Consider the following 26,807-nt stretch of genomic DNA (forward strand, 5'->3'; position numbering starts at 1 on the left):
ACGGATTTTCACAGATTGATAGATAAAAGAAAAGCCCCGCAAATGCGGGGCTTTTTCTATGCCTTATGAATAAGAATTATTTCTTAGCCACAATCGTTTTTACGATAGGTGCTTTCTCCATCTTCGTTGCTGAAGCGTGATCGTTATCTCCTACGTGAATGTAAGGAGCAATCACTAAAGAAACGATAGACATCAATTTAATCAAGATGTTCATAGAAGGACCTGATGTATCTTTGAATGGATCACCTACGGTATCACCTGTTACAGCCGCTTTGTGTGGCTCAGAACCTTTCTTGTACGTTTGACCATCGATCAATACACCTTTCTCAAATGATTTCTTAGCGTTATCCCAAGCTCCACCCGCATTTGATTGGAAGATACCCATCAATACACCTGAAACAGTAACACCTGCTAAAACACCACCTAGAACTTCTGGTCCCATAGTGAAACCTACAATAACAGGAACTGTTAAAGCGATAGCACCTGGAAGAATCATTTGACGAATAGAAGCCTCGGTAGAGATAGCTACACACTTCTCATATTCTGGCTTTGCTTTGTATTCCATAATTCCTGGAATCTCACGGAATTGACGACGAACTTCGTTCACCATTTCCATGGCGGCTTTACCTACTGCAGAGATACATAGAGCAGAAAAAATGAATGGAATCATACCACCTACAAATAAACCAGCTAAAACATCTGCTTTATAGATATCAATGTGGCTAATGCCAGCAATACCTACGAAGGCCGCAAATAAGGCTAATGAAGTCAAGGCAGCAGAAGCAATGGCAAAACCTTTACCAGTTGCAGCAGTCGTATTTCCTACCGCATCTAAGTTATCCGTACGATCACGAACCTCAGAGGGTAATTGAGCCATCTCAGCAATACCACCCGCGTTATCCGCGATAGGTCCGAAAGCATCAATAGCTAATTGCATCGCTGTCGTAGCCATCATACCAGCGGCCGCAATAGAAACACCATAAATACCTGCAAAGTGATAAGAACCAATAATACCAGCTGCCAAAACCAAAATAGGCAATACCGTAGATTCCATACCTACCGCTAAACCACCAATAATGTTTGTTGCATGACCAGTACCTGATTTTTGAACAATTGAATCCACTGGACGTTTCCCCATTGCTGTGTAATATTCAGTAATGATTGACATTAAAGCCCCTACTACTAAACCTACAATAATCGCATAAAACACATCCATTGAAGTAAATGTCGTACCACGAAGCGTTAGGTATTCTGGAAGGATATTCTTCACTAAAAAGTAAGACGTTACAAACGTAATGGCAATCGAAGCATAGTTACCTACGTTTAATGCATTTTGAACAGAGGCAGTTTCACTAGAAATACGTACAAAAAACGTAGAAACTAAGGAAGCTAATAAACCCACACCTGCAATTAACATCGGTAATAAAACTGGGGAGAATCCACCGTAGTTATCAGTAACCGAGATTTCTTGTCCTAAAACCATCGTAGCTAAGATAGTGGCTACATAAGAACCAAATAAATCAGCACCCATACCAGCCACGTCACCTACATTATCTCCCACGTTATCCGCGATTGTTGCTGGGTTACGTACATCATCTTCTGGGATACCAGCTTCTACTTTTCCTACTAAATCAGCACCTACGTCAGCTGCTTTAGTGTAAATACCACCACCTACACGCGCAAACAAAGCGATAGACTCAGCTCCTAAAGAGAAACCAGCTAATACTTCGATTGCTGTTCTCATCTCTATAGAAGTTAAAGCTTGGCCTTGAGCAAAGATTTGGTAGAATGCGATAAACAAGCCTCCTAGTCCTAGGATAGCTAAACCTGCTACTCCCATTCCCATCACAGATCCTCCTGTGAAAGAAACGTTCAACGCTTTAGCTAAAGAAGTTCTAGCAGCCTCAGCCGTACGAACGTTCGCTTTAGTAGCTACGATCATTCCAATATATCCTGCGGTTGCAGAAAATACTGCACCGATTAAAAAAGCAACAGCAATTAAAGGGGAGGAGTGAATCGGGTTTTCCGGTGTTCCCTCTTGTGACCCTAACCAAGCTAATAGGATAGCAGTTGGAATCGCGAAATAGGTTAAAATTTTCCATTCCGCTTTTAAGAAGGCAATAGCACCATCTGCAATGTAGCCAGCCAATTCCTGCATTTTTTCATTACCGGCATCTTGTTTAGACACCCAGTTAAACTTCCATGCTGTGTACAGCAATCCCACTAAACCAAAAGCAGGGACTAAGTAAACAATTTGATTCATAAAGGTTAATTTAGATTATATCAAAAAAATTTAGCACAATTTAGGCAAAAAGGTGCAAATAAACAATTAGAATGGCAATCGGACTAGAACTTTCCACTTTTCTGGGACTACATTCCCCATCGGATAGACTAAATCAATACCTAAAATTTTACCAATACCCGTTAAACCATAACTAAGCTCTTGGTAATGAACCATTTGAGAATTAACTGTAGTCTGAAGATAAGAATAACCTACTTTTTCCTTAAGACCATACAGAGATAGGAAAGCATTTTGTGTTAGAATGAATTTTCGGGGTTCCCAGTTAACAAAAGCCTTTATATGATCTCCAGGGTTCGAAAGTGAGTAATAAGGAAGAGCTAAGAAACTCGATGCACCAGAGGAGATATTTACTTCATTTCCCTTAAAATGCTGGTAATCTACAATCAAAGAAGGCTTATTAATAAAATGAGCAGCCGTGATTCGGTAATTAATTTCGCCCCAGTTAGCTAAAGATACGGATTGATAAACTTGCAGTGAGACTTTGTTGTAGGAATTATCTCCAAAAGCCTGTTCATACGTACCCCAAATAGTAGGCCCCACCTCATTGGACAATCTTCGTGATCCATTATATCTCCTCCAAGTAGCGAATGGTTGATATCGAACTACAATGGAGCCATATAATTGCTTACTGGTGGAAAAGGGAAGGCCATTAGACTCAAATCGACGCTCCTTATAGTATAATCCATTCTCCTCGTGGTTCACTAAGCTAGTCCGTGATCGAAATTCAAGCGTTGAATTTACATTCCATTTGGCATTCATTTGCAGCCCATAAGAAGCCTTAATGAAATCTTTCTGGTAAAGCTTCAAATAATTTTGAGACAAGAATAAGGCATAATACAGATTTACAATGGTAGGTACAGGTTCTGTTGAATTGATCTGCTGTATCGCAGAACCACCGGAAAGGTTAAATCGCTGGCGATTTTCATCCCAATTACGTTCTATATACGCAGATCCATTCCATGCTTTTCTGGAGAAAGCATAGCGAACATCAATTCCAGTTCCCCAATAATCTGCTAATTTATAGGTGTATCGATAGTCTACTCCACGACCTAAGGTATACCCATCCACGGCATTGTATCCATTCTGAAAACCACTCAGTGATAATCTGGCACCTAGGCCTTTTTGACCGTAATTATATACGCGACTACCCCAAATATCCCCATAGCGGAATCGCGGTAAGACATTGACTGAATCCTTTAATCGTTTTTTCTCATCTTGAACTGAAAGACTATCAGCTTCTTTATATCCTTTAACCTCTGCTTCCGTTAATGGAACCTGACGTTCCGCCTCCCAATATTCCTCTTTTTTTACGGCTGCAGATGAATCTACGGTGATAGTATAATCAGAAATGAACTCTTCTTTCTTTTCTTCTTTGTCTATTTCCTTCAAAACCTTCTTCAGCTTTTTTCTAGTCAATTCTTTACCTAGAGCAAGTTTAGGGGTAGTAATTTTTTCTTTATTGATTTCTTTCGCCCAATCCTTATGCAAACGCTCCTCAATAAGGGTAGGTTTTACCACAAAAGCAGGATTCACCTTGATGGAGTATTCTTTCACCTGAGTTATATATCGGAAGGTTGCTCCAAAACCCATGGCATCAAAATTCACATTCACGTCATAATTAACGGGCATCCAAACACCCTGAAACAGCGCATTCTGCTGCTGAAACGTATAATAACCCTGGGAATTACGAAAAGCTAAGCTGAAAGAATAGATACTCCAGGTATCCTCGACTATAGAAAGTGTACCCTCAAACAAATCATCCGAAGTTGATTTAGGCTTGACTTGTATTTTGGAAACCGTTTGGCCATTCAACTGAAAACTACCTAAATAAGCAAATTTATAAAAGGAGAAAGCAGAAGGAGAAATAGGGGATATCAAAGAGCCCCACACCTTAGGTTGATAAAAGTTCGTTTGCGTGATTCGTAAATTAGGTGCACCCGAGTTTTTCAAAACAGCGGGAAGGTTGTTCCGATTTGACAAAACTTTCTCATCAATCTTATTAGGTCGCGTGTAAGTAATTTGATTAATTCCCTCTAACACATAAGTGGACCCTACTTTAATTCCCGCTTCCTTTTCAATCTTCTTACCTACCAGCGCATTCATCATCTTGGAAATTGAGGTAATTTTACCTGCCCCTTTGACATAGCCTTTGGCTTTGTAACTATCAATCTCTTTTAAGTGGAAAGGAGCCATGGAGATCATCCGACGCATCATACCGATAGCTGGATCCTCTTTTAAACCTCCCACATTGACATCTTGAAGAGTTACCGCTTCTTCAGATAATACTACATCCAATGCTAAATCTCCAGATAAGTTGATTTTATGTGATTTAGGGGTATGCCCCAAAAAGCGAAAAACCACCTCATGTTCTCCTTTAGGCAAGGTAATAGCATATTTACCTTCCTCATTGGCTAGCGTTCCCTTATTTAAATCAGTTACCCAAATAGACGAAAAAGGCATCAATTCGCCCTTATTTGAACGAATGACTCCGCTAAGTGTTTGAGCCTGTAGACCTATGCACGTACATAAAAGGAGTAAAAGTGGTTTCATAGAACAAAAGTAAACGAAAGACGCTAATTGAAATGAATAATTTGACGAACGGCGAGCACTTAACAAGAATTAACGTAATTTTGTAGGCTATGGGATTCACGCATCGACAGCTCTTCCAGAAATTTATGGCGCCCACCTCGGACGCACCTTTGGCACTAGAAATAACCAAAGCGGAAGGCGTGTATATGTACGATGCTAGGGGAAAATCTTACATGGATTTGATCTCTGGAATTGCCGTATCGAATGTTGGACATCGAAATCCAGCCGTCGTTAAAGCCATAAAAGATCAAGTAGACGCCTATATGCACTTGATGGTCTACGGAGAATATATACAAAGTCCCCAAGTGCAACTCGCAGAAGCGTTAGTTAAATCCACCGGTTCTGAGCACTTAAACCAAGTCTATTTCACAAATTCTGGAACGGAGGCTGTCGAAGGAGCGATGAAATTAGCTAAACGCTATACTGGCAGAACTGAATTCATTTCTTGTTTTAATGCTTACCACGGTGCTAGCCAAGGGGCTTTATCTATCGCAGGGGATGAGAACTTCAAAAATGCTTTTCGTCCCTTATTACCAGATATTCGTCATATCCACCATGGCGTCGTTGAGGACTTAACTAAAATAACGGAAAAGTCAGCCGCAGTAGTAATCGAGATCGTAGCAGGGGAGGCCGGAGTAAAAACGGCACCAGCCGCTTATTTCCAGGCATTACGCAAACGATGTGATGAAACAGGTACCTTGTTGATGGTAGATGAGATTCAATCGGGTTTTGGGAGAACGGGTACGTTCTGGGCTTTCCAGCCTATGAATATCGTTCCAGATATACTTCTCACGGCGAAAGGAATGGGCGGGGGAATGCCAATAGGTGCATTTTTAGCGAACGAAACTCTAATGAAAACCTTGAGTTTCGAACCGGTTTTAGGACATATCACTACTTTTGGGGGGCATCCAGTTTCCTGTGCGGCATCTTTAGCCACCTTGCGCTATATCTTAGAGGAGCACTTAATGGATCAAATACCTGCGAAAAGCGATCTATTCAAAAGTCTCTTACAACATCCTATTATAAGGGAAGTGCGAGGCATTGGATTTATGCTAGCAGTGGAAATGCAAGACTTCAGGACGGTGAAGGCAGTAATCGATGAATGTATACAGAATGGTTTAATAACCGATTGGTTCTTATTCTGTGATAATTCCCTTCGCATTGCACCGCCATTGACTATTACAGAGGAGGAAATAAAAATAGCCTGCAACATCTTGTTACAGGCTATGGATAAAGTCTATTCGCTTAAAAATTAAGCGTGCTTTAATAAAGTTTCAGCTAAAACTGACTTAGGGATATTTCCACCCACTAAACGTTCAACCATTTCTCCCTTTTTGAATACCATTAAAGTAGGAATAGAGCGAATACCTAAAGAAGCAGGAACAGCTGAATTTTGATCTACATTCATTTTCGCTACAATCGCTTGTCCTTCTACATCTCCCGCTAACTCTTCCACGATAGGTCCGATCATTTTACATGGGCCACACCACTCTGCCCAAAAATCTACTAAAACTGGTGTGTCAGTGCTGATTAACTCTTGAAAATTAGCATCTGTTGCCTCTACGTATTTTCCCATTGTTTGATATATTTTATAAAATTCAAAATTAAAACAAAACCGGCAGAACAATTAGTTCCCCGATAAATAAATTTAAGAAATTAATTTAAACGCCACATTTTCAAGCTCTCGCAACTCAGAAATCAGGCTTTTTGTAATAGAAACCTGCATTTTACGCGATAAAAAATCCATCCCTATTTTCTCTTGCTCATCAAACACCTCAATCGTTAACTTCTTATCGCCCTTATTTCGCTCTAAGGTTTCCTCTAACAAATCTAATTGTGGACGATTTAATCTATTTAAATCTAAACGCAATTTGATCTCTTTTGTTCGATCTGATAAAATTTCTGATAATAATTCAATGGATTGAATCTTGAAGACCATTTGGTCCATGTGACGATTCTTTAACTGAAATGATCCTTGAATGAAAAGTAAGCGATCTAACGCAATAAAACGCTCAAACTGGATGTAATCCTTTGAAAATAAAGCAAACTCATAATTACCTGCATAATCCTCAATCGTAAAAATCATAAACTGATTACCGTTTGCAGAGGTTCTTACGTTGACTTTAGTTACAATTCCAGCAAACGTCTGAGCTACATTCGGACGCAATTCCAATTGACCCGTATTTGAATTACAGAAATTAGAAATTTCGGTTTTGTAATCGTCCAAAGGATGCCCAGAAATATATACACCCACCACTTCTTTTTCATTCTTCAACTGCTCCATAACCGACCAAGGTGCTGAGGTAGGAATACGGGGCTGAGCAATGTCATTACCTGTTCCTGCACCTAATTCACCAAAAAGCGAGGCCGTAGCTTGCGCCTTCAATTCTGCCATCTTCGAAGCATAACGAACTATTTTCTCAATAAAATTCGTATTGTCTTGTGGATCTAACGCAAAATAATGCGAACGCTGCACTTCAGGGAAGCAGTCAAAAGCACCTGCAAAAGCCAACGACTCTAAACTCTTCTTGTTGACTTGACGAATATTAATACGTGATACAAAATCAAAAATATCTTTGTATTCACCATTTTTCATGCGCTCTTCTACAATGGCATCTACCGCTGCTTCGCCTACGCCTTTTATAGCCGCTAGTCCGAAACGGATTTGGCCTTTCTTATTCACCGCAAAAGAACGAGACGATTCATTCACATCTGGAACTAATAGACTTAAGCCCATTCGCTTGCACTCATCCATAAAGAAAGTGATCTTCTCGATGTTACCCAAAGAATTCGAAAGCACCGCCGACATAAACTCAGGAGGGTAGTTCGCTTTTAGATAACCAGTTTGGTAAGCGACTAAGCCATAGCAAGTTGAGTGCGATTTGTTAAAGGCATATTGAGCAAAAGCTTCCCAGTCCGTCCAAATCTTATCCAATTTATCCACCGGATGATTATTCGCCTCACCACCTTCCATAAACTTACCCTTCATCTTATCGATGGTGGCTTTGTCCTTCTTTCCCATCGCCTTACGAAGTACGTCGGCGTCGCCTTTCGTAAAATTCGCGAGCTTCTGGGAGAGAAGCATTACCTGCTCTTGATACACTGTAATCCCGTACGTATCGCTCAAATATTCCTCCATTTCTGGCAAATCGTATTCAATCTTCTCTCTACCGTGTTTACGTGCAATGTAATTCGGAATATAGACCATAGGACCTGGACGGAACAAGGCATTCATCGCAATCAAATCCGAGAATTGATCGGGCTTCAGATCACGCAAGTGTTTCTGCATCCCAGGAGATTCAAATTGGAAGGTACCGTTCGTTTCGGCTCTTTGGTATAATTCGTAGGTTGTTTTATCGTCCAAAGGAAGATCATCCAAGATGATCGTCTCATTGTGGTTCTGCTTGATCAAGCGAACGGCCTCTTTCAAGATGGAGAGGGTTTTTAAGCCCAAAAAGTCCATCTTAATTACACCAGCATTCTCAATCACCGAACCGTCGTATTGCGTAATCAATAGACTCACATCTTTCGAAGTAGCAACTGGCAAAATATCCGTTAAATCAGACGGAGCGATGATGATACCCGCCGCATGAATACCTGTACCTCGTACAGAGCCCTCTAAAACAAGGGCATTTTCAATCACAGTGGCAGGTAAACCGCCTGCTTCCTTAATCCGACGCAACTCTTTTACCTGCTCCAATTCATCAGAATTTAGGCCTTCTTTATCAGCTAGACTTTTGTCCCCCGTTAAAGCCGCATTAAAAATACGGTCTAGTGTAATTTTCGGTTTCTCTGGAACCAATTTCGCAAGGGCATTGGATTCCTGCAAGGGGAGGTCTAATACACGAGAAACATCTTTAATGGACATTTTCGCGGCCATCGTTCCATAGGTTGCGATGTGGGCTACTTGGTTTTTGCCGTATTTATCTACGACGTAGTCAATGACTTTTTGGCGGCCTTCATCATCAAAGTCCGTATCAATATCGGGTAAGGACTTCCGATCTGGATTCAAAAAACGCTCAAAAAGGAGGTTATACTTAATCGGGTCAATGTTCGTGATTCCCAAACAATAAGCCACCACAGAACCCGCCGCGGATCCACGACCTGGCCCCACATAAACACCTAAATCACGACCAGCTTGAATAAAATCGGCCACAATTAAGAAATAACCCGCAAAACCCATCGTCCGAATCGTGTGCAACTCAAAGCGCAAACGCTCTTCCACCACCTGATCAATATCAACATAGCGCTTTTTTGCACCTTCCATCGTGATGTGCTCTAAATAATCATCCTGACTCAAGAAAGTAGACGGGATTTGGAAATTAGGCAGCATCACGTCCTTCGTAAGTTTCAGTGTCTCCACTTTGTCTACGATCTCATTTGTATTATCAATCGCCTCAGGTACGTGTGACCAAAGTTTGGTCATTTCCTCCGTCGTCTTAAAGTAAAATTGATCATTATAGAAAGCAAAACGCTTTCCTTTCATATCAAAATCGCCTTCAATATCCTTGTAGGTAGGAGTGGACTGCTTTTCTCCAGTATTGATACACAGTAAAATATCGTGTGCGTTGGCATCTTTTTGGTCCAAATAATGACTATCATTCGACGCAATCACCTTCACATTATACTTCTTCGCAAAACGCAACAAGACCTCATTCACCGTCTGCTGCTCCGGAATAAAGTGATTCTGTACCTCGATGTAATAATCTTCGCCAAACAAATCCAACCACCACTTAAACTCCTTCTCAGCCGCTTCTTCGCCATCACGCAATATCGCCTGTGGTACGGAAGCCCCTAAACAACAAGTCGTAGCAATTAAGCCTTTGTGGTATTTTAAAACCAATTCCTTATCAATTCGAGGGTATTTGGAATACATGCCCTCCATGAAGCCTAAAGAACATAATTTAACCAAATTCTGGTAGCCTTCTGGATTCTTCGCTAAGAACAATTGGTGATAGCGCTTATCCTTTAACTCTTTCGTAAAAACTTGCTTGTGGCGATCATTCACGAGATAAAACTCACAACCCACAATCGGTTTTACCCCTTGCTTACCCGCTTCGGCTACAAATTGAAATACCCCAAACATATTCCCGTGATCCGTAATCGCTACCGCTGGCATATTATCTTCCTTCGCCTTTTTGAACATAGACGAAATCTTAGACGCACCATCTAATAGGGAAAACTGGGAATGGTTGTGCAAATGCGAAAATTGCATAGGGGTTTATTCTTTTATAAATGGTTCTTTTTCAAAAAATACGGCATTTAAGAAGTCCAAAAAGGGCTTCAATACCTTGGCATCCGAAATCAATTGTTTGGTAAAACCCGGAGAACAAAGTTCTTTGTCCGTGTATTTCTTCCAGAAAAACAATTGTTTCTTCTTCAGTAATTCAGCGTCTGGATGATCTGCCTCAAATCCCTTTGGAATTCGAACCAGACTTTCTCCCACTTCCTCCCCAAAAACGGCAACAAAATCAGAATTCCGTATAATCTTACGCAATCCAGCCGCATTATAATCTATTTCTTGGCGAAAAGCCGCTAATTGTTCTGGCGTAGGTGAATACATACCTCCACCCAAAAAAGACGCGCCATTGGGTTCAATATGCACATAATAGTCCATCAAACCAGACTTTCGGCCACCTTCTGAGAAACTAGCCGAAAACCAAGTCTTGTAAGGTTCCTTATTTATAGAGAATCGGACATCCCGGTAAATACGGTAAGAGCAATGCTTCAATAAAACGCCATCCATATTCTCGAAATCCGCAAACTCAGCTATCAACTCAGTCGTCCAAACGTCAAATCCTTTTTTCTCTAGCTCATAAACAGCTTTGTTTTCTGCAAACCATTCCCGCGTGTTGTTCACACGGAGGTCACGCAAAAAGGCCAAAAGGCTAGGAGAGAGGGACATGAAATCGGGGATGAAATTGCAAAAACGAATTTAGCAAATTTAGCTCGAATGCCCAAGCACAAATCGCTTGGAGTTATGGTCTATTTTCCTGATTTTTGCATAAATTATTTAGAAAAGCTATGCGGATCTTAACGGGCATTCAGGCCTCAGGAAAGCCCCATTTGGGTAATATTTTAGGTGCAATTATGCCAGCGGTTGAACTTTCAAAGCAACCCGGCAATGATTCCTTTTTATTTATTGCAGACTTACACACCTTAACTTCCTTAAAGGACGGCGAAAGTATCCGCAGCAATACCTTGTCGATTGCGGCAGCTTGGCTGGCTTTTGGCTTTGATACAGAGAAAAATTTCTTCTACCGCCAGTCTAAATTAGCCGCTTACCACACCGAATTAATGTGGTATTTGAATTGCTTTACGCCTTTTCCTATGCTGGCGAATGCGCACAGCTTTAAGGACAAATCGGATAAATTATCCGATGTAAACGCTGGCTTATTTACCTATCCAGTCTTACAAGCGGCTGATATCGTTTTGTATGATGCACAAATCATACCCGTAGGAAAGGACCAAAGACAGCACATCGAAATGACCCGCGACATCGCGAATTCCGTAAATAAGCGCTACAACAAAGATATTTTCGTCTTACCCGAAGCGCGTATCAACGAAGAGGTGATGACCATTCCGGGCCTAGACGGCGCTAAGATGAGCAAGTCATTGAACAATTACATTGATATCTTCTTACCTGAAAAGGATTTATTGAAGCAGATCAAAAAGATTGTCACAGACACGACTCCATTAGAAGAACCTAAAAATCCAGATAACGATATTACGTTCAAACTATACCAATTAATGGCTTCCCCAGCACAAGTGGCAGAAATGCGCGCGAATTACGAAGCGGGTGGTTATGGGTATGGTCATGCGAAACAAGCCTTACACGAATTGATGTTAGGCTATTTCAAGGAGGCGAGAGAGAAATTCGATTATTTCATCGCACATCCAGAGATCATTGAAGAGAAATTAGCGATAGGCGAAAAGAAAGTTCAACCTATTGCTGAAGCCACCATCGCTCGAATTCGCGCTGAATTTAAATTCTAAACTATGTTTCCTACTTGGGATGCCCATTTATTTCAGTTGATAAACGAGGCTCACCAGCCTTGGTTAGACGGACCGATGGAAATCATTTCAGGTAAATTGACTTGGATTCCACTCTATGGGATACTGATATACTTTCTATACAAGCAGTATAAAACGGAATGTTGGAAATCTATAATCTATTTAATATCAACCGTGGTTTTCGCCGATCAATTCAGCTCCAGTCTACTGAAACCCCTTTTCAAACGCCTTAGACCCTGTCACGTCGAGTCATTTCAATCGTGGATTCATTTGCCGGCAGGATGTGGTGGGCAATATGGCTTTTGCTCTTCACACGCAGCGAATTCCTTCGCGATTGCTATCGGTTTTTATTTATTGACCAAGAATAAGTTCGCTGGCGTAGCCCTGGTTCTATGGGCATCGATTGTTTCTTATAGCAGAATCTACCTTGGAGCCCATTATCCTCTCGATGTAATCGTAGGAGCTTTGGTAGGCGGAATAGGGGCGTGGGGGTTATTTAAAGCCTATGAAAGGTTAATCAAGAAATCATAAGTATTGATTCCATCTGCGAAATCATCGAGGGCTGGGTGTTGACTTTGGCCAAAACCAATATCCATACCTACTTTACATTGAATCTTTTCATCGCGCTCCTGAATCCAAGCTTGTAAAGAAGCTTCATCTGAATAACGATGCACATATAAAACACCCACGGGGGAAACTAAATCATCATTCTCTGTGACTAATAGATTACCCAAATCAAAATGCGGAATCTGATTCAATAAGAACAAAGTACGGTGGTATTGAAAGTTATTGGAGTACTTCGAATGATCTAACACCCAAGTCTCCTTGGTTAATTCATCGAATAAAGAAGTTAAATCATAAGACGCCGGAACCGCAATCGTCGAAACGTTTCTGCAGCCTAAACCATAATAGGTAAAGATGTCCTGGGCTAAACCTTTGAAATCATCCTGAGACTCTGAACCCTTTAAAACAGCCAATGAACTACGATTCTTCCGAATAATGTGAGGAATCGTGGAGAAATAATGGGCAAAATAACCTCCTGAGAAATCACTTCCTGTCGCAATAACCGCATCCATTCCTTGCAAACGCTCAATAATGCTAACAGGAACCGCTTCATCAAATGACTGCATCGCTAATACATAGAGTTGCATCAAAGATTTATCTTGAGAACTCAATTTCAATGAGGCTTGATGTCCAGAGGCTAAGACCATTAAAACATCATGCAATCCCACAGCAGGTAAATTACCAGCTAATACTATACCTACATTCTTTTTATTAGGTGCCTGATGCGGGTGTTTAACATAAAATTCCTCCCAGGCATGAACCGAAAAAAATTGCTCTTCAATCGCCTGCATTGCGTGGCGAACTAGGGTTTCTGAGAACCAAGGATTCTCATTTACAGATCTATCTATAAATAGTTCTATTTTATCCTGATTTGTTTCATCAGAAAAAAAAGCCTTTAGAAAAGAAATAAGCTGCAAAAAGGAAGCCTTGGGCATAATTATAGGAATTTTACCCTGCAAAGGTCGAAAAATTTTCGGTTAGTCCATATAAATTATATACTATTCAAATTTATGTTCGTAAATTGCGGAATCAAACAAAAACATTGGTATGGCAATTATCATAACAGACGAATGTATTAACTGTGGGGCTTGTGAACCAGAATGCCCTAACACAGCTATTTATGAAGGTGGTGTCGAATGGACTTGGGCTGGAGGTACTGCATTAACAGAAATTGAATTAGAAGATGGATCTACCATGGATGCTAAAGCACCCGTAGAACCTGTTTCTGAAGAATTTTATTATATAGTTCCTGATAAATGTACAGAATGTACCGGTTTCCACGAGGAACCACAGTGTGCTGCGGTTTGTCCGGTTGATTGCTGCGTACCAGATCCAGATCACGAAGAGGATAAAGAGACTTTGTTAGCTAAGAAGGCGTGGTTGCATGCGGAATAATTAAAAGCTTCGCTTTTAATTTAGATTATAGAGCATAGAGCATAAAGAATAAATAAGGATGGGGCTTCGGCCCCATTTTTTATGTCCATACATTTCTGAAGCCATCGCCTTCGGCGATTCCACCTTTATTCTTTGTGCTTTGTGCTTTATTCTTTCATTTCAAGAAGCCATCGCCTTCGGCGATTCCACCTTTATTCTTTGTGCTTTGTGCTTTATTCTTTCATTTCAAGAGTTCATCGCCGCAGGCGATTCCAACTTTATTCTTTATGCTTTATTCTTTCATTTCAGAAGGCCATCGCCGAAGGCGATTCCACCATTATTCTTTGTGCTTTGTGCTTTATTCTTTAAAAAAGACAATCGACTCCCGACTAGCGACTCTTGACTAGTTTTATATTTTTCTAAGAATCAAATATTGCAAGTTTCATTTTAACCCTATTTTATTTTTATTTTTGCAAAATCACGATTTAAAGGTTTAATTTTTAACTACTTTTTGTCTTTTTTTTGCAAAAAGATAAAAAATAGGTTAAAAATTTGTTGCAAATATTTGGAAAGTACAATTTAAGGCTTCATCTTTGAATTGTAATCAAGCATTATTTACTCTTAAACAATTGCCCTTATGAAAAAAACGATCCTAACAGCCCTATTTGCCGCAACAGCATTTTGTGGATTTTCCCAAGAAAAAGAAGCGGAAGCTCCCAAGTTTTCTTTCTCAGGTTACATTGATTCATACTATATGTTGAATTTCAATAGCCCGTCTAGCAGAAGTAACTTAGGAGCCTCTGGATACGAAAGAGCTTTCGACCAGAAGTCAAATCAATTTTCATTAGGACTTGTCCAAACGAAATTTGGATATGCTACTAAATCTGCCGATGTAGTGGTTGATTTAACTTTCGGACCTAACGCTGACCTTGGACAATATGGTAACGTGATCGGACCTTTAGGAGCAGGAAAAGCAAGTACTGCTTTGGCCATCAAACAAGCTTACTTTAACTGGAAAGCAAGTGACAAATTAACCTTAACTGTGGGTCAATTTGGTACTCATATCGGATATGAGGTAATCGACGCTCCCATTAATTACAACTATTCACTTTCTAATCTCTTCAACAATGGACCTTTCTATCACATTGGTGCTAAAGCGAATTACGCATTCTCTGACAAATTTTCTGCCATGGTTGGATTGGTCAACAATGTGGATAATTTATATGACAACAATTCGTCCAAAGGTTTCATATACCAAATATTCACCTCACCAGCTGCTGGATGGAATGTGTATGTAAATGGTATCAGTTCAAATGAATCAGCTCCATTATCATCTGGAAAAGACGATTCAGGTAGCTATAACTTGTTAGACTTAACTACATCTTACCAAATCACACCTAAGTACCTTTTAGGAGTTAACGCTGCATATGGATCACAAACAGGTGATTTCCAAGGTGGTGGAAACGTAGGTGATAGCAAAACGTGGGGCGGTTTTGCACTTTACTCAAACTATGCTTTCACTGATAAGTTTAGTATGGGTGGTCGTTACGAAGTTTTTGACAACACATCAGGTGCTCGTTCCCTACGTGCAGCGGATGGTTCTGGTACTGATGTTAGCTCATTCACTTTAACAGCTACTTTTACAGCAGCTGAAGGGCATTTATTAATCAAGCCTGAATTACGCACTGATTCTTATAAAACAGCTCAATTCATTGATGGCGATGATAAAGATCAAAAATCACAAACTACCTTAGGAATGCACTTCATTTATAAGTTTTAATTATATCCACCCTTAACATTTAAAAACATGACGACACAAAAACCAACTTGGATCCCGTTATTAGTATTATTAGCGGTAGCTGTACTAGCCTTGTTCACGACCTCAGTTCCTGGTACAATGCCTACAGAAGGCCTGGACACAGGTGATACAGCCTGGATGATTGTAGCTTCTGGCTTAGTATTATTGATGACACCTGGATTAGCGTATTTCTACGGTGGAATGGTGAATCACAAAAACGTGATCTCAACGATGTTACAATCGTTCATCGCCATGGGAGTTATCTCGGTGATTTGGATTGTATTCGGTTTCTCTTTAGCGTTCGGTGACTCTTTAGGTGGCTGGATTGGAGACCCTAGAACATTCTTCATGTTCAATGGCGTATTTGATCACAAATTATCTTTAGGATCAGCGGATCAATTAAAATTCACTATTCCATTCGCTTTATTCGCATTTTTCCAAATGAAGTTTGCCGTTATCACTCCAGCGTTAATCTCTGGTGCCTTAGCTGAGCGTATTAACTTCCGTGCGTTTGTTCTATTTATGGTTCTTTTCTGTGTAGTGGTTTATGCTCCTTTAGCACACTGGACATGGCACCCAGATGGTTTCTTATTTAACTTAGGCGTTTTGGATTTTGCAGGAGGAACTGTTGTTCACATGTCTGCAGGTTGGGCTGCATTAGCAGGAGCTTTATACTTACGTCGTCGTAAGTCTCACATGGAGTCTAATATCTTGCCTCCAGCAAACATTCCTTACGTACTATTAGGAACGGGCTTGTTATGGTTCGGATGGTTCGGTTTTAATGCTGGATCTGCAGTAGGAGCAAACGGTTTAGCGGTTACCGCTTTCGCAACAACACACGTAGCAGCTGCAGCTGCAGGTTTATCTTGGATCTTATTTGATGTTACACGTGGCAAAAAAGTTTCTGCCTTAGGTTTCTGTATTGGTGCGGTAGTAGGTTTAGTAGCTATCACACCTGCATCAGGTTTTGTAACTGTTCCTGTTGCAATTTTCATCGGAGTTGTTGCTGCCATTGTTTCTAATATTGCAGCACACTGGAGAGCATCTTCAAACTTAGATGATACATTAGACGTTTTCCCTTGCCACGGTTTAGGCGGTATGGTCGGTATGTTAATGACCGGAATTTTCGCAACATCTGCTGTTAATGCTGCAGTTGCCGAGCAAGGACTATTCTACGGAGAAACCTCTTTATTCTTTAAGCACTTGTTAGCCTTAGCAATTGTATCAGCATTTGCTTTTGGTTTATCTTATATCCTTTTGATCGTTACAGACAAAATCATTCCGTTACGTGTAAATGAGGAAGAAGAAAGATTAGGATTGGATATCTCACAACACGACGAGTCGCTAGCTGAGTAATTCAACTTCAACAAACCCGCAAGTAATGGTTCTTGTGGTTTTGTTTCAATCAAAAAGTCGGAGGCCTATGGTTTCCGACTTTTTTGTTTTTGATCGGTGATCAAAAACAAAAAAGTGAGATTAGAGATAGGAGAGTATAGAGAGGAGATAAAAAAAGGGCTAATGCCCCTTATCTATACTCTATAAACTATAATCTATACTCTCTAATCTATACTCTCTACTCTATAATCTCTACTCTAACACCACCCCTAACATCTCACCCGTCTCACTCAGCGACTTATATCGCACTTGCTGAACGGTATTGATTTGCAAGGGATCAAAAGGTACAACTACGCGAACGTAGTTTTCAGAAAAGCCTTCCATCGTGCCTGGAGCAGCCGATTCCTCAAACAATACCTGACCTTTTAAACCGGCTTGAGACTCGTAAAAAGCACGACGCTTTTTATCGGATAAGATATGTAACATCTTCGAACGCTCCGCCTTTTGCATACCATCCACTTTGGGTTTGATATCCACCGCATAGGTATTGGGACGCTCAGAATAAGGGAAAACGTGTAAATAGGAGATATTTAAACCATTCAGAAACTCATAAGTCTCTAAAAATAATTCAGGCGTTTCTCCTGGATGGCCCACAATCACATCGACTCCGATGCACGCATTGGGCATTACTTCTTTAATGGACGTTACGCGATCAACGTATAATTCTCGCTGATAGCGGCGCTTCATCAAACGCAAAACCGCATTCGATCCTGATTGCAAGGGAATATGGAAATGAGGAACAAACTTAGTTGAAGCCCCTAAAAACACAATCATTTCAGAAGTCAATAAATTAGGCTCAATGGATGAAATGCGGAAACGCTGAATAGATGATTTCTCTTCAATTGCTTGTACAAGCTGGAAGAATGTTTCGACGCGCTTTCCGTTTTGAATGCCAAAATCCCCGATATTTACTCCGGTCAGGACAATTTCCTTGACACCTTTGGCAGAAATCTCTTCAATTAAACCCAATACTTTATCAACCGTATCCGAACGAGATTGACCACGAGCTAAAGGAATCGTGCAATAAGAACATGGATAATCGCAGCCATCCTGCACCTTTAAAAAGGTACGCGTGCGATCATTCACAGAATAGGACGCATGGTAATCGAGATCGTAGCGGATCTCGGAGGCAATTAACTTAGGCAAATCCGCAGATTCGCGATGTAAATAGGGTGGAAGTAAGGAGGGCAATTGAAACTTCTCATTCGCGCCTAACACTAAATCAACACCTGGAATAGCTGAAATTTCCTCGGGTTTCAACTGCGCATAACAGCCAATAATTACAACCGTCGAATTCGGATTAACTTTCTTCGCTTCACGAACAACTTTCTTACACTTCTTATCTGCCTGTTCCGTTACACTACAGGTATTAATGACAAACAAATCGGGATGATCCTGAAACTCCGCACGAATAAAACCCATCGGTTCGAGAGATCGAGCGATGGAGCTGGATTCGGCAAAATTCAATTTGCAACCAAGAGTGTAAAAAGCGACTTTTTTCATACCTGAAATCAGGATGCAAAGGTAAAACAAAAATGGCGGGAAAACCCGCCATCTTGTCTATAAAAGTATATAAATGCTTAATAAATGTATTCTTATTTGGCTGTTTTAACCGTCTTAATAATACGAGCAGCCACTTTATATGGATCTGCAGCTGAGTTAGGACGACGGTCTTCTAACCAACCTTTCCATCCTTTTTCTACTGCTGCGATAGGGATACGAATCGACGCACCGCGATCTGAGATTCCATAAGAGAAATCGTGAATCGAAGCTGTTTCATGCTTTCCAGTTAAACGCATGTGATTGTCAGCACCATACACTTCAATGTGTTCTTTCACAAATGGAGCGAATGATTGACAAATTTTGTCATATGCTTCCTTATTTCCAGCTGTACGTAATACCGTATTAGAGAAGTTCGCGTGCATACCTGAACCGTTCCAGTCTAATTCTCCTAAAGGCTTGCAGTGCCAGTTGATTGCAACACCATATTTCTCGCCTAAACGCTCTAAAATATAACGACCTAACCAGATTTCATCGCCTGCTTGTTTAGCACCCTTAGCGAACATTTGGAATTCCCATTGTCCAGCTGCTACCTCAGCGTTAATACCTTCTATATTTAAACCTGCATCGATACACAAGTCCATATGCTCTTCAATAATTTCACGACCGAATGCATTTTTTGCACCTACTGAGCAGTAGTAAGGTCCTTGTGGCTCTGGATACCCATTTGCTGGAAAACCTAAAGGCTTATTTGTTTCTGGATCCCAAAGGAAATACTCTTGCTCAAAACCGAACCAGAAATCATTATCATCATCATCAATTGTAGCACGACCATTAGACTCGTGTGGAGTTCCATCTGCGTTTAATACTTCACACATTACTAAATAACCATCACGGCGCGCTGGATCTGGGCAAACATAAACTGGCTTCAATAAACAGTCAGAAGAACCACCTTCCGCTTGCTGAGTAGAAGAACCATCGAAAGACCACATATCTAGGTCTTCTAATTTGCCGCTAAAATTGTTCTCAATTTTAGTCTTAGAACGTAAACTTTGCGTTGGCTTGTAGCCATCCAACCAAATGTACTCTAATTTTGATTTAGCCATGATTTTAAACTTGATTTTGAAACAAAAATACTTTTTTAGGAATTCGTATAGCAAAAATATACCACTTTTTAGAAAAAACAACTGTTTTAACCAAAAAATCATGTAAAAACAATCGACAATTTTGTAAAAACTCAAAAAATCCAAATTAAAATCAAAAAATTCAATCTCATAATTCAATTTTTCCCATTTTTTATCCCACGACAATTCGCTATTTTTACCTAAGAAATAAAAACTTCATATGGCAATCACTCGATTTAAGGCTCTTGAGTTAGCTCAATCCCGCACAGGAACTCCCGTAAAGCTTCCTACAGAAAAAGTTTCCGATTATTATGGCAGCATGACCTTCAATGATGAAGTAATGCGCTCTTTATTATCTCCAGAAGCCTACCTCAAGATTAATACCGCAATTCAAACAGGATCTAAAATTGATCGTGATGCAGCTGACGAAGTTGCTGCTGCCATGAAATCGTGGGCAATATCTAAAGGAGCCACCCACTATACACACTGGTTTCAACCTTTAACGGGTACCACAGCGGAAAAACATGATTCTTTCTTTGATATTGATTTAAGCAACGGAAAAGCAGTCGAGAAGTTTAAAGGTTCTGCTCTCGTTCAACAAGAACCGGATGCATCCTCGTTTCCTAATGGAGGTATTCGTTCGACTTTTGAAGCACGCGGGTATACGGGCTGGGATCCATCTTCACCAGCCTTTATTATGGAGAATGCGGCTGGAACGGCCACCCTTTGTATTCCTTCTGTTTTTGTTTCTTATACGGGAGAGGCATTGGACTATAAAACTCCACTTTTAAAATCAATCGAATTAGTTGATAAAGCTGCAACGGCGGTCATTAAAGAATTCTTTAACCGCGATGTAAGCAAAGTCATACCGACTTTAGGAGCTGAACAAGAATACTTTGTCGTAGATGAAGCCTTATTCAATGCGCGTCCAGATCTAGTGATGGCGGGTCGTACCGTTTTTGGTCATGCACCAGCGAAAGGACAACAATTAGAAGATCACTATTTTGGTTCTATTCCAAACCGTGTAAATGCTTTCATGGTAGACTTCGAAATCGAGGCACTTAAATTAGGTATGCCGGTTAGAACACGTCATAATGAGGTGGCTCCGGCACAATTTGAAGTAGCACCGACCTTCGAAGAGGCGAACTTAGCCTGTGATCACAATGCCTTATTGATGGATTTGATGTCCAAAGTAGCGTCTAAACATAAACTAAAGGTCCTTTTTCACGAAAAGCCTTTTGCTGGAATCAACGGTTCAGGAAAGCACAATAACTGGGCTCTAGCCACTGATACAGGGATTAATTTATTAGCGCCATCTTCCAAGCCAAAAGAAAACCTACGTTTTCTAACCTTTTTTGTTAATACACTAAAAGCAGTACATGATCGCGCAGACTTATTACGCGCTTCTATCGCTTCTGCAGGCAATGAGCACCGTTTAGGAGCTAATGAGGCTCCACCGGCTATTGTTTCTGCTTTTGTTGGGAGTACAATGAGTCAGGTTTTGGACGACATGGAAAATATGGATGGACTAGATGAGATTCAATTAGAAAAAGGAGATAACGTCTACTTGAAATTAGGCATCAATAAAATCCCCTCTTTAATATTAGATAATACAGATCGCAACAGAACTTCTCCATTTGCATTTACAGGAAATAAATTCGAATTCCGTGCGGTAGGATCCTCTGCTAACTCTGCAGCTCCCATGACCGTATTAAATACGATTGTGGCTGACCAATTAATCAAATTCCGCAAAGAAGTGGAAGAGGTGTTGGAAAAAGGAGTAAAGAAAGAGTTAGCCATCATGGAAGTGCTTAAACGCTACGTGAAGGAGTCTAAAAATATACGTTTTGAAGGAAATGGGTATTCAGAAGAATGGGTAGAAGAAGCTGCACGCCGTGGATTATCGAATTTAAAGACAACTCCTGAAGCTTTAGCTGTTTATGCAAGACCTGAATCTATCGAATTGTTCACGAAACATGGTATTTATTCCAAAGAGGAGATGCACGCGCGTCACGAAATCGAATTAGAAAACTATGTAAAGAAAATTCAAATCGAATCACGTGTGATCGGTGATATGGCTATTAACCACATTGTTTCTACTTCTTTAAAGTACCAAACGCAATTAGTGGAAAATGTGAAGGGTCAAAAAGAAATTGGCATAGATCCTCAATATTATGCGCCAACAATCGAGATGATTAAGAAAATTTCTGAATACACCTCATCCATCGTTCGCATGCAAAACGAAATGACTGAAGCCAGAAAAGAAGCGAATAATATCGAAGACTTAGAAGATAGGGCCGTTTTATATAGTACAAAAGTGAAAGATTATTTTGAAGATATTCGTTACAATGTTGATAAACTAGAATTAATAATAGATGATGATGAATGGCCACTTCCTAAGTACCGTGAACTATTATTAATCAAATAAACCCCTATGTCTACTAACACAAACCCAGGATTTGATCCAGCAGAAATTGCTACCTTAAAAAAGCAGTGCGAAGCAGAGAAACGTTCATTTGTCTATATTTTAGACGAAGATTTACCCTCTGGAAATGAAAGAGAAATGGTTCACATCCAATTTGTGGGTCAATATGAAAAACAAGAAGTCATCTATGATGCCATTGTTTGTACCCTTCAATTACACTATTCAAGCTTGTTATATGAAGCAGCTGAAAGAGAAATCATTCAACAATACCCTTTGTATGTTCCTTTAGAGAATCGTGATGAAAATTACGAGCCGAACGAGGAATTAGATGAAGAAGTAGAAATGTTAATCTTAGAAGTTATCGAAGACTTAGAGGAGAATGAAGAGATTAAGGTGGCAGAATACATCGAAATTGATCCAGAATTTGACTATGGGGTAAGTATTGAAGCTGCTTTATATGTTCCTGCATTAGATGATGAGATGTTAACTCAATTCATTCAGGACTTTAATGGCAACACGTTAAGCTTAGATCCATCACTTTATACCTTTAACTCTGATGACGAGGAAGAGGAGGAGGAAGAATAACAAATGAGTATAGCCGTATTTTACGCTCCTAATGCAAAGGATTCCTCTTATTTATCTGAAGAGGAATCCTTTCATGCTATACGGGTATTGCGTTTAAGAGTAGGAGAGACGATCCACCTCTTAGACGGACGTGGATCAAAATTTAGTACGTCTATTTCTTCCATTGAAGGCAAAAAAGTAGCTTTCGGTGCCTTAGAAGTGGTCGAATCTGATCTTGCACCAGCTTATAAAATTCATCTTTATGTCGCACCTACGAAGCAAATGGAACGAATGGAATGGATGGTGGAGAAATGCGGAGAATTTGGAATACATGGGATCCACTTCTTCGCTTCTAAGAATTCTGAAAGAAAGGAGATAAAACTTCAACGTCTAGAAAAGACAGCTATCTCCGCATTGAAGCAATCTAAGAACTTATACTTACCTGAAATAACGGGATTACATACGTTTAAGGATATTGCCGCGAAGGAGGGAGGCGAAAAACTATTCGCCTTTATTTCGAATCCTCCTTTGTCTTCGCTAGCTAAAATTGCCGCTAAAGGTCAAGTATATCATGTCTTAGTAGGTCCTGAAGGTGACTTTACGCCAGAGGAATCAGCCTTATTAGGTAATAATAATTGGAAACCTTTTAGTCTTGGAAAGTCCATTTTACGTACGGAGACGGCTGGAATAGCAGTTTGTCACGGTTTACACATCCTGAATTCTGACTAAAATCAATTTTTAAACGCTAATACAGGTTAATTAAGAAACATTTGCTTCGTAACTTTGTTGTATCATTATAATCAATTCTATTATGCAATTAGTACTTCCGGCTTTCTTCATACATTGGTATGTTTCTTTGTTTAGTCAGACTTTTTTCCTTCACCGCTATTCAGCGCATAAGATGTTTTTGATGAGCAAGTTTTGGGAAAAATTCTTTTATTTCTTGACTTATTTATCACAAGGATCTTCTTTTTTAAGCCCTCGTGCCTATGCGATTTTACACAGAATGCACCACGCATTTTCAGATACCAAAAAAGACCCGCATTCTCCCATGTTCTCAAGCAACGTATTTACGATGATGTGGAAGACTAAAAATATTTATAACGCGGTACTAAATAGAGATCAGAAGGTAGAAGAACGTTTCGAGCACGATTACCCTGTTTCTAAAACGATTGAAAAAATTGGCGATTCTTGGATCTCTCGTTTAGGTTGGGGAGTGGCTTATGCTTCTTTATACATCGTAGGATATGTGTATTTCGATATGCACTGGGCCTTTTTCTTCTTATTACCAGTTCACTTTTTGATGGGACCTGTACACGGAGCTATCGTAAACTGGTCAGGACATAAGTATGGCTACCAAAACTTTGACAACCATGACCACTCGAAGAACTCGTTAATTTTCGATGTAGTAATGATGGGCGAGTTGTTCCAAAACAATCACCATAAACTACCGAACCGTGTTAACTTCGCAACGAAGTGGTTTGAATTCGATCCAACCTATCCGATGATTAAATTACTGACTTGGCTGAAGATCATTCGTCCGAATGTGAAACCAGCGGATGCTAAGTTTTAATTCTAAATGAAAAGAGCCTCAATTGAGGCTCTTTTTTTATATCTGCGTATCATTACTGAATTTCTCCAAGTAATCCGAAACTCGCTTAACAAAACCTCCACCTAATGAACCATCTACAACACGGTGGTCATAAGCATGTGAAATAAACATCTTTTGACGAATCGCAATCACATCCTCGCCTTTTTCATTTGTAATAACCGCAGGCTTCTTTTCAATTACTCCGAAAGCTAAAATCCCCACTTGAGGCTGAACAATAATAGGAGTTCCCATTAAATTACCAAAACTACCAATATTAGAAATGGTAAATGTTCCTCCTTCTAAATCAGTTGGTTTCAACTTATTTGCTCTAGCTCGAGTAGACAAATCATTCACCTTTTGGGTTAATTCAGCCAACGTCATTTTATCTACTTCGTGAATAACAGGGACAATCAAATTACCGTTAGGTAATGCTACAGCCATTCCAATGTTAATTTGAGCATGCTGTACAATGTAATTACCCTCTACTGAAATAAGCATGCCAGGAAAATCCTTTAATGCATCAGCAGTGGCTTTGAATAAAAGAGGAGTAAAGGTTAAAGCCTCTTTGTGTTTATCTTGAAAAGATTGTTTTACTTTCGCGCGCCAATTAACCAAATTGGTTACATCCGCATCTAAAAAAGAGGTCACGTGCGGAGCGATGCGCTTGGAATCTAACATACGCTCAGAAATCATCTTACGCATGCGGTCCATTTCAATTACTTCGTCACCAGGTAGACGCATTCCAGCTCCTTGACTCAAAGTTCCCGAAGAAATCATTCGCTTCGAATTTCGAACAGCTATGTAATTCAAGACATCTTTTTTAGTAATTCTACCATCGAGTCCAGAACCAGAGATTTGATTTAATTCTCTTTGAGATACGTTCTCCGACTGACAAATCTGCTTAATTAAGGGAGAGATCCAAGGATTAGTTGATTTTTCGGTACTTAACTCAGATGTGCCCACCGTTAAATCAATTAAAGTAGAGATGCTTTCGTCAAGTGAAAAAGGGTCATTAGTCGATGAGGTACCACTTTCAATGGCATCAATCACGCAGATAGCATTTCCAATCGTGGCAACTGATCCCACTGGAATTAAAATTTTTTGCAAATAACCTGCGACAGGCGAAGGTACTTCCGTATCAATCTTGTCAGTAGCCACCTCTAAGATAAATTCATCCACCTCTACATAATCTCCCGGCTGTTTTAACCAATTTAAAACAGTTGCCTCCATGATACTTTCACCCATTTTGGGCATAATTACCTCTGTAATGGCCATAGGCTTAAGTTAAATCGTTTAATAAATATTTACGAAGCAAATTTATACAAGCTAGTGAGCTTAAATAAATATTTTGCATGCGTGTTCCTCCTAAAGTTAATTTTCGAGTAATAACACCCTTAGGATGTGCCAAAGCAATCCAAACGGTCCCTACTGGTTTTTCTTCCGTTCCTCCATCGGGTCCCGCAATACCTGAAGTAGCTAAAGCATAGGTGGTCCCCAATCTTTTTTGTACACCCTGTGCCATGACCTGAATACAAGCTTCAGATACAGCTCCATCACTGGCTAAAATCTGCTCTGAAACACCCAATTGTTCTATTTTTACCTGATTTGCATAAGAGAGAATCCCACCCATAAAATAGGCCGAACTTCCTGCATTTTGAGTAAACTGATGCGCTAAATGCCCACCAGTACAACTTTCTGCGACAGACAAAGTAGCTTTATGATCTATTAATAGTCGACCCACCACCTCAGCCAACTCATCCTTTTCATATCCGAAAATATAAGATTTAATCAATGGATTTACCTTTTGCAATTCCTGTTCAACCTCCTCTTTCAAACGACTTAAATCGTCTCCCATAGCCGTTAAACGTAATTTAACAATACCCATAGAGGGTAAATAAGCTAATTTAATATGTTCTGGTAATTGAATTTCCCAGCCTTCTATCAATTCAGATAAATAGGATTCACCTATACCAACAGTCTTGATAACCTTGTGGTAAATAACCGGCATCTCAAAGTGATTTACCAATCGGGGTAGAACTTCCTGCTCCATGATATTTTTCATCTCATAGGGAACACCAGGCATAGATACCCAAATCACACCTTTCTCATTAAACCACATACCGGGCGCTGTACCTTGACTATTGCGAACAAACTCAGCCTTTGTAGGTAATAGAGCCTGATCTCGGTTGATAGGTGATAATTCACGGCCGCGTTTAGCAAAGAATTCAGTCACATCTTGTAACGCAACTGAATGCATAGCTAACTCGCAATCAAAATACTCCGCGAGGATTTTCTTCGTCAAATCATCCTTCGTGGGCCCTAATCCTCCGGTAATTAATACTACATCTGCTCGCTGAGCAGCTTCGTTTAGTATCTGAAGAATTTCTGATTTATGATCACCTACGGATGATTTCCGTACGGTTTTGATCCCTAATTTATCTAATTCAAGGCTGATCCATTGCGTGTTCGTATCCAGGATTTGCCCGTATAGAATCTCATCTCCAATGGTAATAATTTCAGCCTTAACCATTAATTTCCTTAATTTATACGAAAATACGATTAATTTT

Annotated in this window: 21 protein-coding genes; 11 read left to right on the top strand and 10 right to left on the bottom strand. The window is 40.1% G+C overall.

Annotated features, from left to right (window positions below):
- Window positions 1-76: 76 nt before the first annotated feature.
- Both ACRZ9O_RS02075 and ACRZ9O_RS02080 read right to left on the bottom strand, forming a co-directional pair.
- A complete protein-coding gene (locus tag ACRZ9O_RS02075) occupies window positions 77-2,263 on the bottom strand; it encodes a sodium-translocating pyrophosphatase (RefSeq protein WP_459455895.1) in 2,187 nt (728 codons plus the stop codon).
- A gap of 66 nt (window positions 2,264-2,329) precedes the next feature.
- Window positions 2,330-4,852 carry a DUF5686 and carboxypeptidase regulatory-like domain-containing protein gene (locus tag ACRZ9O_RS02080; protein ID WP_459455897.1) on the bottom strand — a complete coding sequence of 841 codons (2,523 nt, stop codon included), beginning with the start codon at window positions 4,850-4,852 and terminating at the stop codon, window positions 2,330-2,332.
- Between the two features lie 125 nt (window positions 4,853-4,977).
- Here ACRZ9O_RS02080 and ACRZ9O_RS02085 point away from each other — a divergent pair, with 125 nt between their 5' ends.
- Window positions 4,978-6,147 carry an aspartate aminotransferase family protein gene (locus ACRZ9O_RS02085; RefSeq protein WP_459455899.1) on the top strand — a complete coding sequence of 390 codons (1,170 nt, stop codon included), beginning with the start codon at window positions 4,978-4,980 and terminating at the stop codon, window positions 6,145-6,147.
- Here the strand turns inward: ACRZ9O_RS02085 and trxA are convergent.
- From trxA to ACRZ9O_RS02100, 3 genes are all read right to left on the bottom strand, one after another.
- Complete coding sequence (gene trxA, locus ACRZ9O_RS02090; RefSeq protein ID WP_395617993.1) at window positions 6,144-6,467, bottom strand: thioredoxin; 324 nt, start codon at window positions 6,465-6,467, stop codon at window positions 6,144-6,146. The genes ACRZ9O_RS02085 and trxA overlap by 4 nt on opposite strands.
- 72 nt (window positions 6,468-6,539) lie before the next feature.
- Window positions 6,540-10,106 carry a DNA polymerase III subunit alpha gene (gene dnaE / locus ACRZ9O_RS02095; protein ID WP_459455901.1) on the bottom strand — a complete coding sequence of 1,189 codons (3,567 nt, stop codon included), beginning with the start codon at window positions 10,104-10,106 and terminating at the stop codon, window positions 6,540-6,542.
- A 6-nt stretch (window positions 10,107-10,112) separates the two neighbouring features.
- Window positions 10,113-10,796, bottom strand: coding sequence for a DUF2461 domain-containing protein (locus tag ACRZ9O_RS02100; protein ID WP_459455903.1), 684 nt, complete (start codon window positions 10,794-10,796; stop codon window positions 10,113-10,115).
- A 119-nt stretch (window positions 10,797-10,915) separates the two neighbouring features.
- Between ACRZ9O_RS02100 and trpS the strand changes: the two genes are divergently transcribed.
- Window positions 10,916-11,887 (top strand): tryptophan--tRNA ligase, encoded by a 972-nt coding sequence (trpS, locus tag ACRZ9O_RS02105; protein ID WP_459455905.1) that lies wholly within the window; start codon window positions 10,916-10,918, stop codon window positions 11,885-11,887.
- Between the two features lie 3 nt (window positions 11,888-11,890).
- Window positions 11,891-12,436 (top strand): phosphatase PAP2 family protein, encoded by a 546-nt coding sequence (locus tag ACRZ9O_RS02110; RefSeq protein WP_459455907.1) that lies wholly within the window; start codon window positions 11,891-11,893, stop codon window positions 12,434-12,436.
- Here ACRZ9O_RS02110 and ACRZ9O_RS02115 read toward each other — a convergent pair.
- Window positions 12,409-13,404: an acyl-CoA reductase gene (locus ACRZ9O_RS02115; protein WP_459455909.1), complete on the bottom strand. Its 996-nt coding sequence runs from the start codon at window positions 13,402-13,404 to the stop codon at window positions 12,409-12,411. The two genes, ACRZ9O_RS02110 and ACRZ9O_RS02115, sit on opposite strands and share 28 nt — an antisense overlap.
- Before the next feature lie 112 nt (window positions 13,405-13,516).
- On the opposite strand from ACRZ9O_RS02115, the gene ACRZ9O_RS02120 reads away from it, so the two are divergent.
- From ACRZ9O_RS02120 to ACRZ9O_RS02135, 4 genes are all read left to right on the top strand, one after another.
- Window positions 13,517-13,864 carry a 4Fe-4S dicluster domain-containing protein gene (locus tag ACRZ9O_RS02120; protein ID WP_395617999.1) on the top strand — a complete coding sequence of 116 codons (348 nt, stop codon included), beginning with the start codon at window positions 13,517-13,519 and terminating at the stop codon, window positions 13,862-13,864.
- A 58-nt stretch (window positions 13,865-13,922) separates the two neighbouring features.
- A complete protein-coding gene (locus tag ACRZ9O_RS02125; RefSeq protein WP_459455911.1) occupies window positions 13,923-14,246 on the top strand; it encodes a hypothetical protein in 324 nt (107 codons plus the stop codon).
- 234 nt (window positions 14,247-14,480) lie between these two features.
- Window positions 14,481-15,623: a porin gene (locus tag ACRZ9O_RS02130; RefSeq protein ID WP_459455913.1), complete on the top strand. Its 1,143-nt coding sequence runs from the start codon at window positions 14,481-14,483 to the stop codon at window positions 15,621-15,623.
- 27 nt (window positions 15,624-15,650) lie between these two features.
- Window positions 15,651-16,997 carry an ammonium transporter gene (locus ACRZ9O_RS02135; RefSeq protein ID WP_459455914.1) on the top strand — a complete coding sequence of 449 codons (1,347 nt, stop codon included), beginning with the start codon at window positions 15,651-15,653 and terminating at the stop codon, window positions 16,995-16,997.
- A gap of 231 nt (window positions 16,998-17,228) precedes the next feature.
- Here the strand turns inward: ACRZ9O_RS02135 and mtaB are convergent, their stop codons facing one another.
- Together mtaB and ACRZ9O_RS02145 are read right to left on the bottom strand one after the other, a co-directional pair.
- Complete coding sequence (gene mtaB, locus ACRZ9O_RS02140; RefSeq protein ID WP_459455916.1) at window positions 17,229-18,539, bottom strand: tRNA (N(6)-L-threonylcarbamoyladenosine(37)-C(2))-methylthiotransferase MtaB; 1,311 nt, start codon at window positions 18,537-18,539, stop codon at window positions 17,229-17,231.
- Window positions 18,540-18,631: 92 nt separating this feature from the next.
- Entirely contained in the window at window positions 18,632-19,642 is a 1,011-nt protein-coding gene (locus tag ACRZ9O_RS02145) for a glutamine synthetase beta-grasp domain-containing protein (RefSeq protein WP_459455918.1), read from the bottom strand.
- A gap of 238 nt (window positions 19,643-19,880) precedes the next feature.
- Between ACRZ9O_RS02145 and ACRZ9O_RS02150 the strand changes: the two genes are divergently transcribed.
- The 4 genes from ACRZ9O_RS02150 to ACRZ9O_RS02165 all read left to right on the top strand — a co-directional run bounded on the left by ACRZ9O_RS02150 (window position 19,881) and on the right by ACRZ9O_RS02165 (window position 24,222).
- Complete coding sequence (locus ACRZ9O_RS02150) at window positions 19,881-22,088, top strand: glutamine synthetase III family protein (RefSeq protein WP_459455920.1); 2,208 nt, start codon at window positions 19,881-19,883, stop codon at window positions 22,086-22,088.
- A gap of 6 nt (window positions 22,089-22,094) precedes the next feature.
- A complete protein-coding gene (locus ACRZ9O_RS02155; RefSeq protein WP_459455922.1) occupies window positions 22,095-22,670 on the top strand; it encodes a hypothetical protein in 576 nt (191 codons plus the stop codon).
- Between the two features lie 3 nt (window positions 22,671-22,673).
- A complete protein-coding gene (locus tag ACRZ9O_RS02160) occupies window positions 22,674-23,378 on the top strand; it encodes an RsmE family RNA methyltransferase (RefSeq protein ID WP_459455924.1) in 705 nt (234 codons plus the stop codon).
- 82 nt (window positions 23,379-23,460) lie between these two features.
- A complete protein-coding gene (locus tag ACRZ9O_RS02165; protein ID WP_459455926.1) occupies window positions 23,461-24,222 on the top strand; it encodes an acyl-CoA desaturase in 762 nt (253 codons plus the stop codon).
- Between the two features lie 36 nt (window positions 24,223-24,258).
- Here the strand turns inward: ACRZ9O_RS02165 and ACRZ9O_RS02170 are convergent, their stop codons facing one another.
- Window positions 24,259-25,515: a dihydrolipoamide acetyltransferase family protein gene (locus ACRZ9O_RS02170; RefSeq protein WP_459455928.1), complete on the bottom strand. Its 1,257-nt coding sequence runs from the start codon at window positions 25,513-25,515 to the stop codon at window positions 24,259-24,261.
- Between the two features lie 4 nt (window positions 25,516-25,519).
- Complete coding sequence (locus ACRZ9O_RS02175; RefSeq protein WP_459455930.1) at window positions 25,520-26,770, bottom strand: competence/damage-inducible protein A; 1,251 nt, start codon at window positions 26,768-26,770, stop codon at window positions 25,520-25,522.
- Window positions 26,771-26,807 lie beyond the last annotated feature (37 nt).

The organism is Aquirufa sp. HETE-40SA (assembly GCF_054558635.1).

What these genes read in the sequence shown, in the direction of transcription:
- ACRZ9O_RS02145 (WP_459455918.1), bottom strand. Translation starts at nt 19,642, where the DNA reads ATGGCTAAATCAAAATTAGAGTACATTTGGTTGGATGGCTACAAGCCA.
- ACRZ9O_RS02085 (WP_459455899.1), top strand. Translation starts at nt 4,978, where the DNA reads ATGGCGCCCACCTCGGACGCACCTTTGGCACTAGAAATAACCAAAGCG.
- trxA (WP_395617993.1), bottom strand. Translation starts at nt 6,467, where the DNA reads ATGGGAAAATACGTAGAGGCAACAGATGCTAATTTTCAAGAGTTAATC.
- ACRZ9O_RS02075 (WP_459455895.1), bottom strand. Translation starts at nt 2,263, where the DNA reads ATGAATCAAATTGTTTACTTAGTCCCTGCTTTTGGTTTAGTGGGATTG.
- ACRZ9O_RS02170 (WP_459455928.1), bottom strand. Translation starts at nt 25,515, where the DNA reads ATGGCCATTACAGAGGTAATTATGCCCAAAATGGGTGAAAGTATCATG.
- ACRZ9O_RS02080 (WP_459455897.1), bottom strand. Translation starts at nt 4,852, where the DNA reads ATGAAACCACTTTTACTCCTTTTATGTACGTGCATAGGTCTACAGGCT.
- dnaE (WP_459455901.1), bottom strand. Translation starts at nt 10,106, where the DNA reads ATGCAATTTTCGCATTTGCACAACCATTCCCAGTTTTCCCTATTAGAT.
- ACRZ9O_RS02175 (WP_459455930.1), bottom strand. Translation starts at nt 26,770, where the DNA reads ATGGTTAAGGCTGAAATTATTACCATTGGAGATGAGATTCTATACGGG.
- ACRZ9O_RS02130 (WP_459455913.1), top strand. Translation starts at nt 14,481, where the DNA reads ATGAAAAAAACGATCCTAACAGCCCTATTTGCCGCAACAGCATTTTGT.
- ACRZ9O_RS02110 (WP_459455907.1), top strand. Translation starts at nt 11,891, where the DNA reads ATGTTTCCTACTTGGGATGCCCATTTATTTCAGTTGATAAACGAGGCT.
- ACRZ9O_RS02150 (WP_459455920.1), top strand. Translation starts at nt 19,881, where the DNA reads ATGGCAATCACTCGATTTAAGGCTCTTGAGTTAGCTCAATCCCGCACA.
- ACRZ9O_RS02135 (WP_459455914.1), top strand. Translation starts at nt 15,651, where the DNA reads ATGACGACACAAAAACCAACTTGGATCCCGTTATTAGTATTATTAGCG.
- ACRZ9O_RS02165 (WP_459455926.1), top strand. Translation starts at nt 23,461, where the DNA reads ATGCAATTAGTACTTCCGGCTTTCTTCATACATTGGTATGTTTCTTTG.
- ACRZ9O_RS02115 (WP_459455909.1), bottom strand. Translation starts at nt 13,404, where the DNA reads ATGCCCAAGGCTTCCTTTTTGCAGCTTATTTCTTTTCTAAAGGCTTTT.
- mtaB (WP_459455916.1), bottom strand. Translation starts at nt 18,539, where the DNA reads ATGAAAAAAGTCGCTTTTTACACTCTTGGTTGCAAATTGAATTTTGCC.
- trpS (WP_459455905.1), top strand. Translation starts at nt 10,916, where the DNA reads ATGCGGATCTTAACGGGCATTCAGGCCTCAGGAAAGCCCCATTTGGGT.
- ACRZ9O_RS02125 (WP_459455911.1), top strand. Translation starts at nt 13,923, where the DNA reads ATGGGGCTTCGGCCCCATTTTTTATGTCCATACATTTCTGAAGCCATC.
- ACRZ9O_RS02100 (WP_459455903.1), bottom strand. Translation starts at nt 10,796, where the DNA reads ATGTCCCTCTCTCCTAGCCTTTTGGCCTTTTTGCGTGACCTCCGTGTG.
- ACRZ9O_RS02160 (WP_459455924.1), top strand. Translation starts at nt 22,674, where the DNA reads ATGAGTATAGCCGTATTTTACGCTCCTAATGCAAAGGATTCCTCTTAT.
- ACRZ9O_RS02120 (WP_395617999.1), top strand. Translation starts at nt 13,517, where the DNA reads ATGGCAATTATCATAACAGACGAATGTATTAACTGTGGGGCTTGTGAA.
- ACRZ9O_RS02155 (WP_459455922.1), top strand. Translation starts at nt 22,095, where the DNA reads ATGTCTACTAACACAAACCCAGGATTTGATCCAGCAGAAATTGCTACC.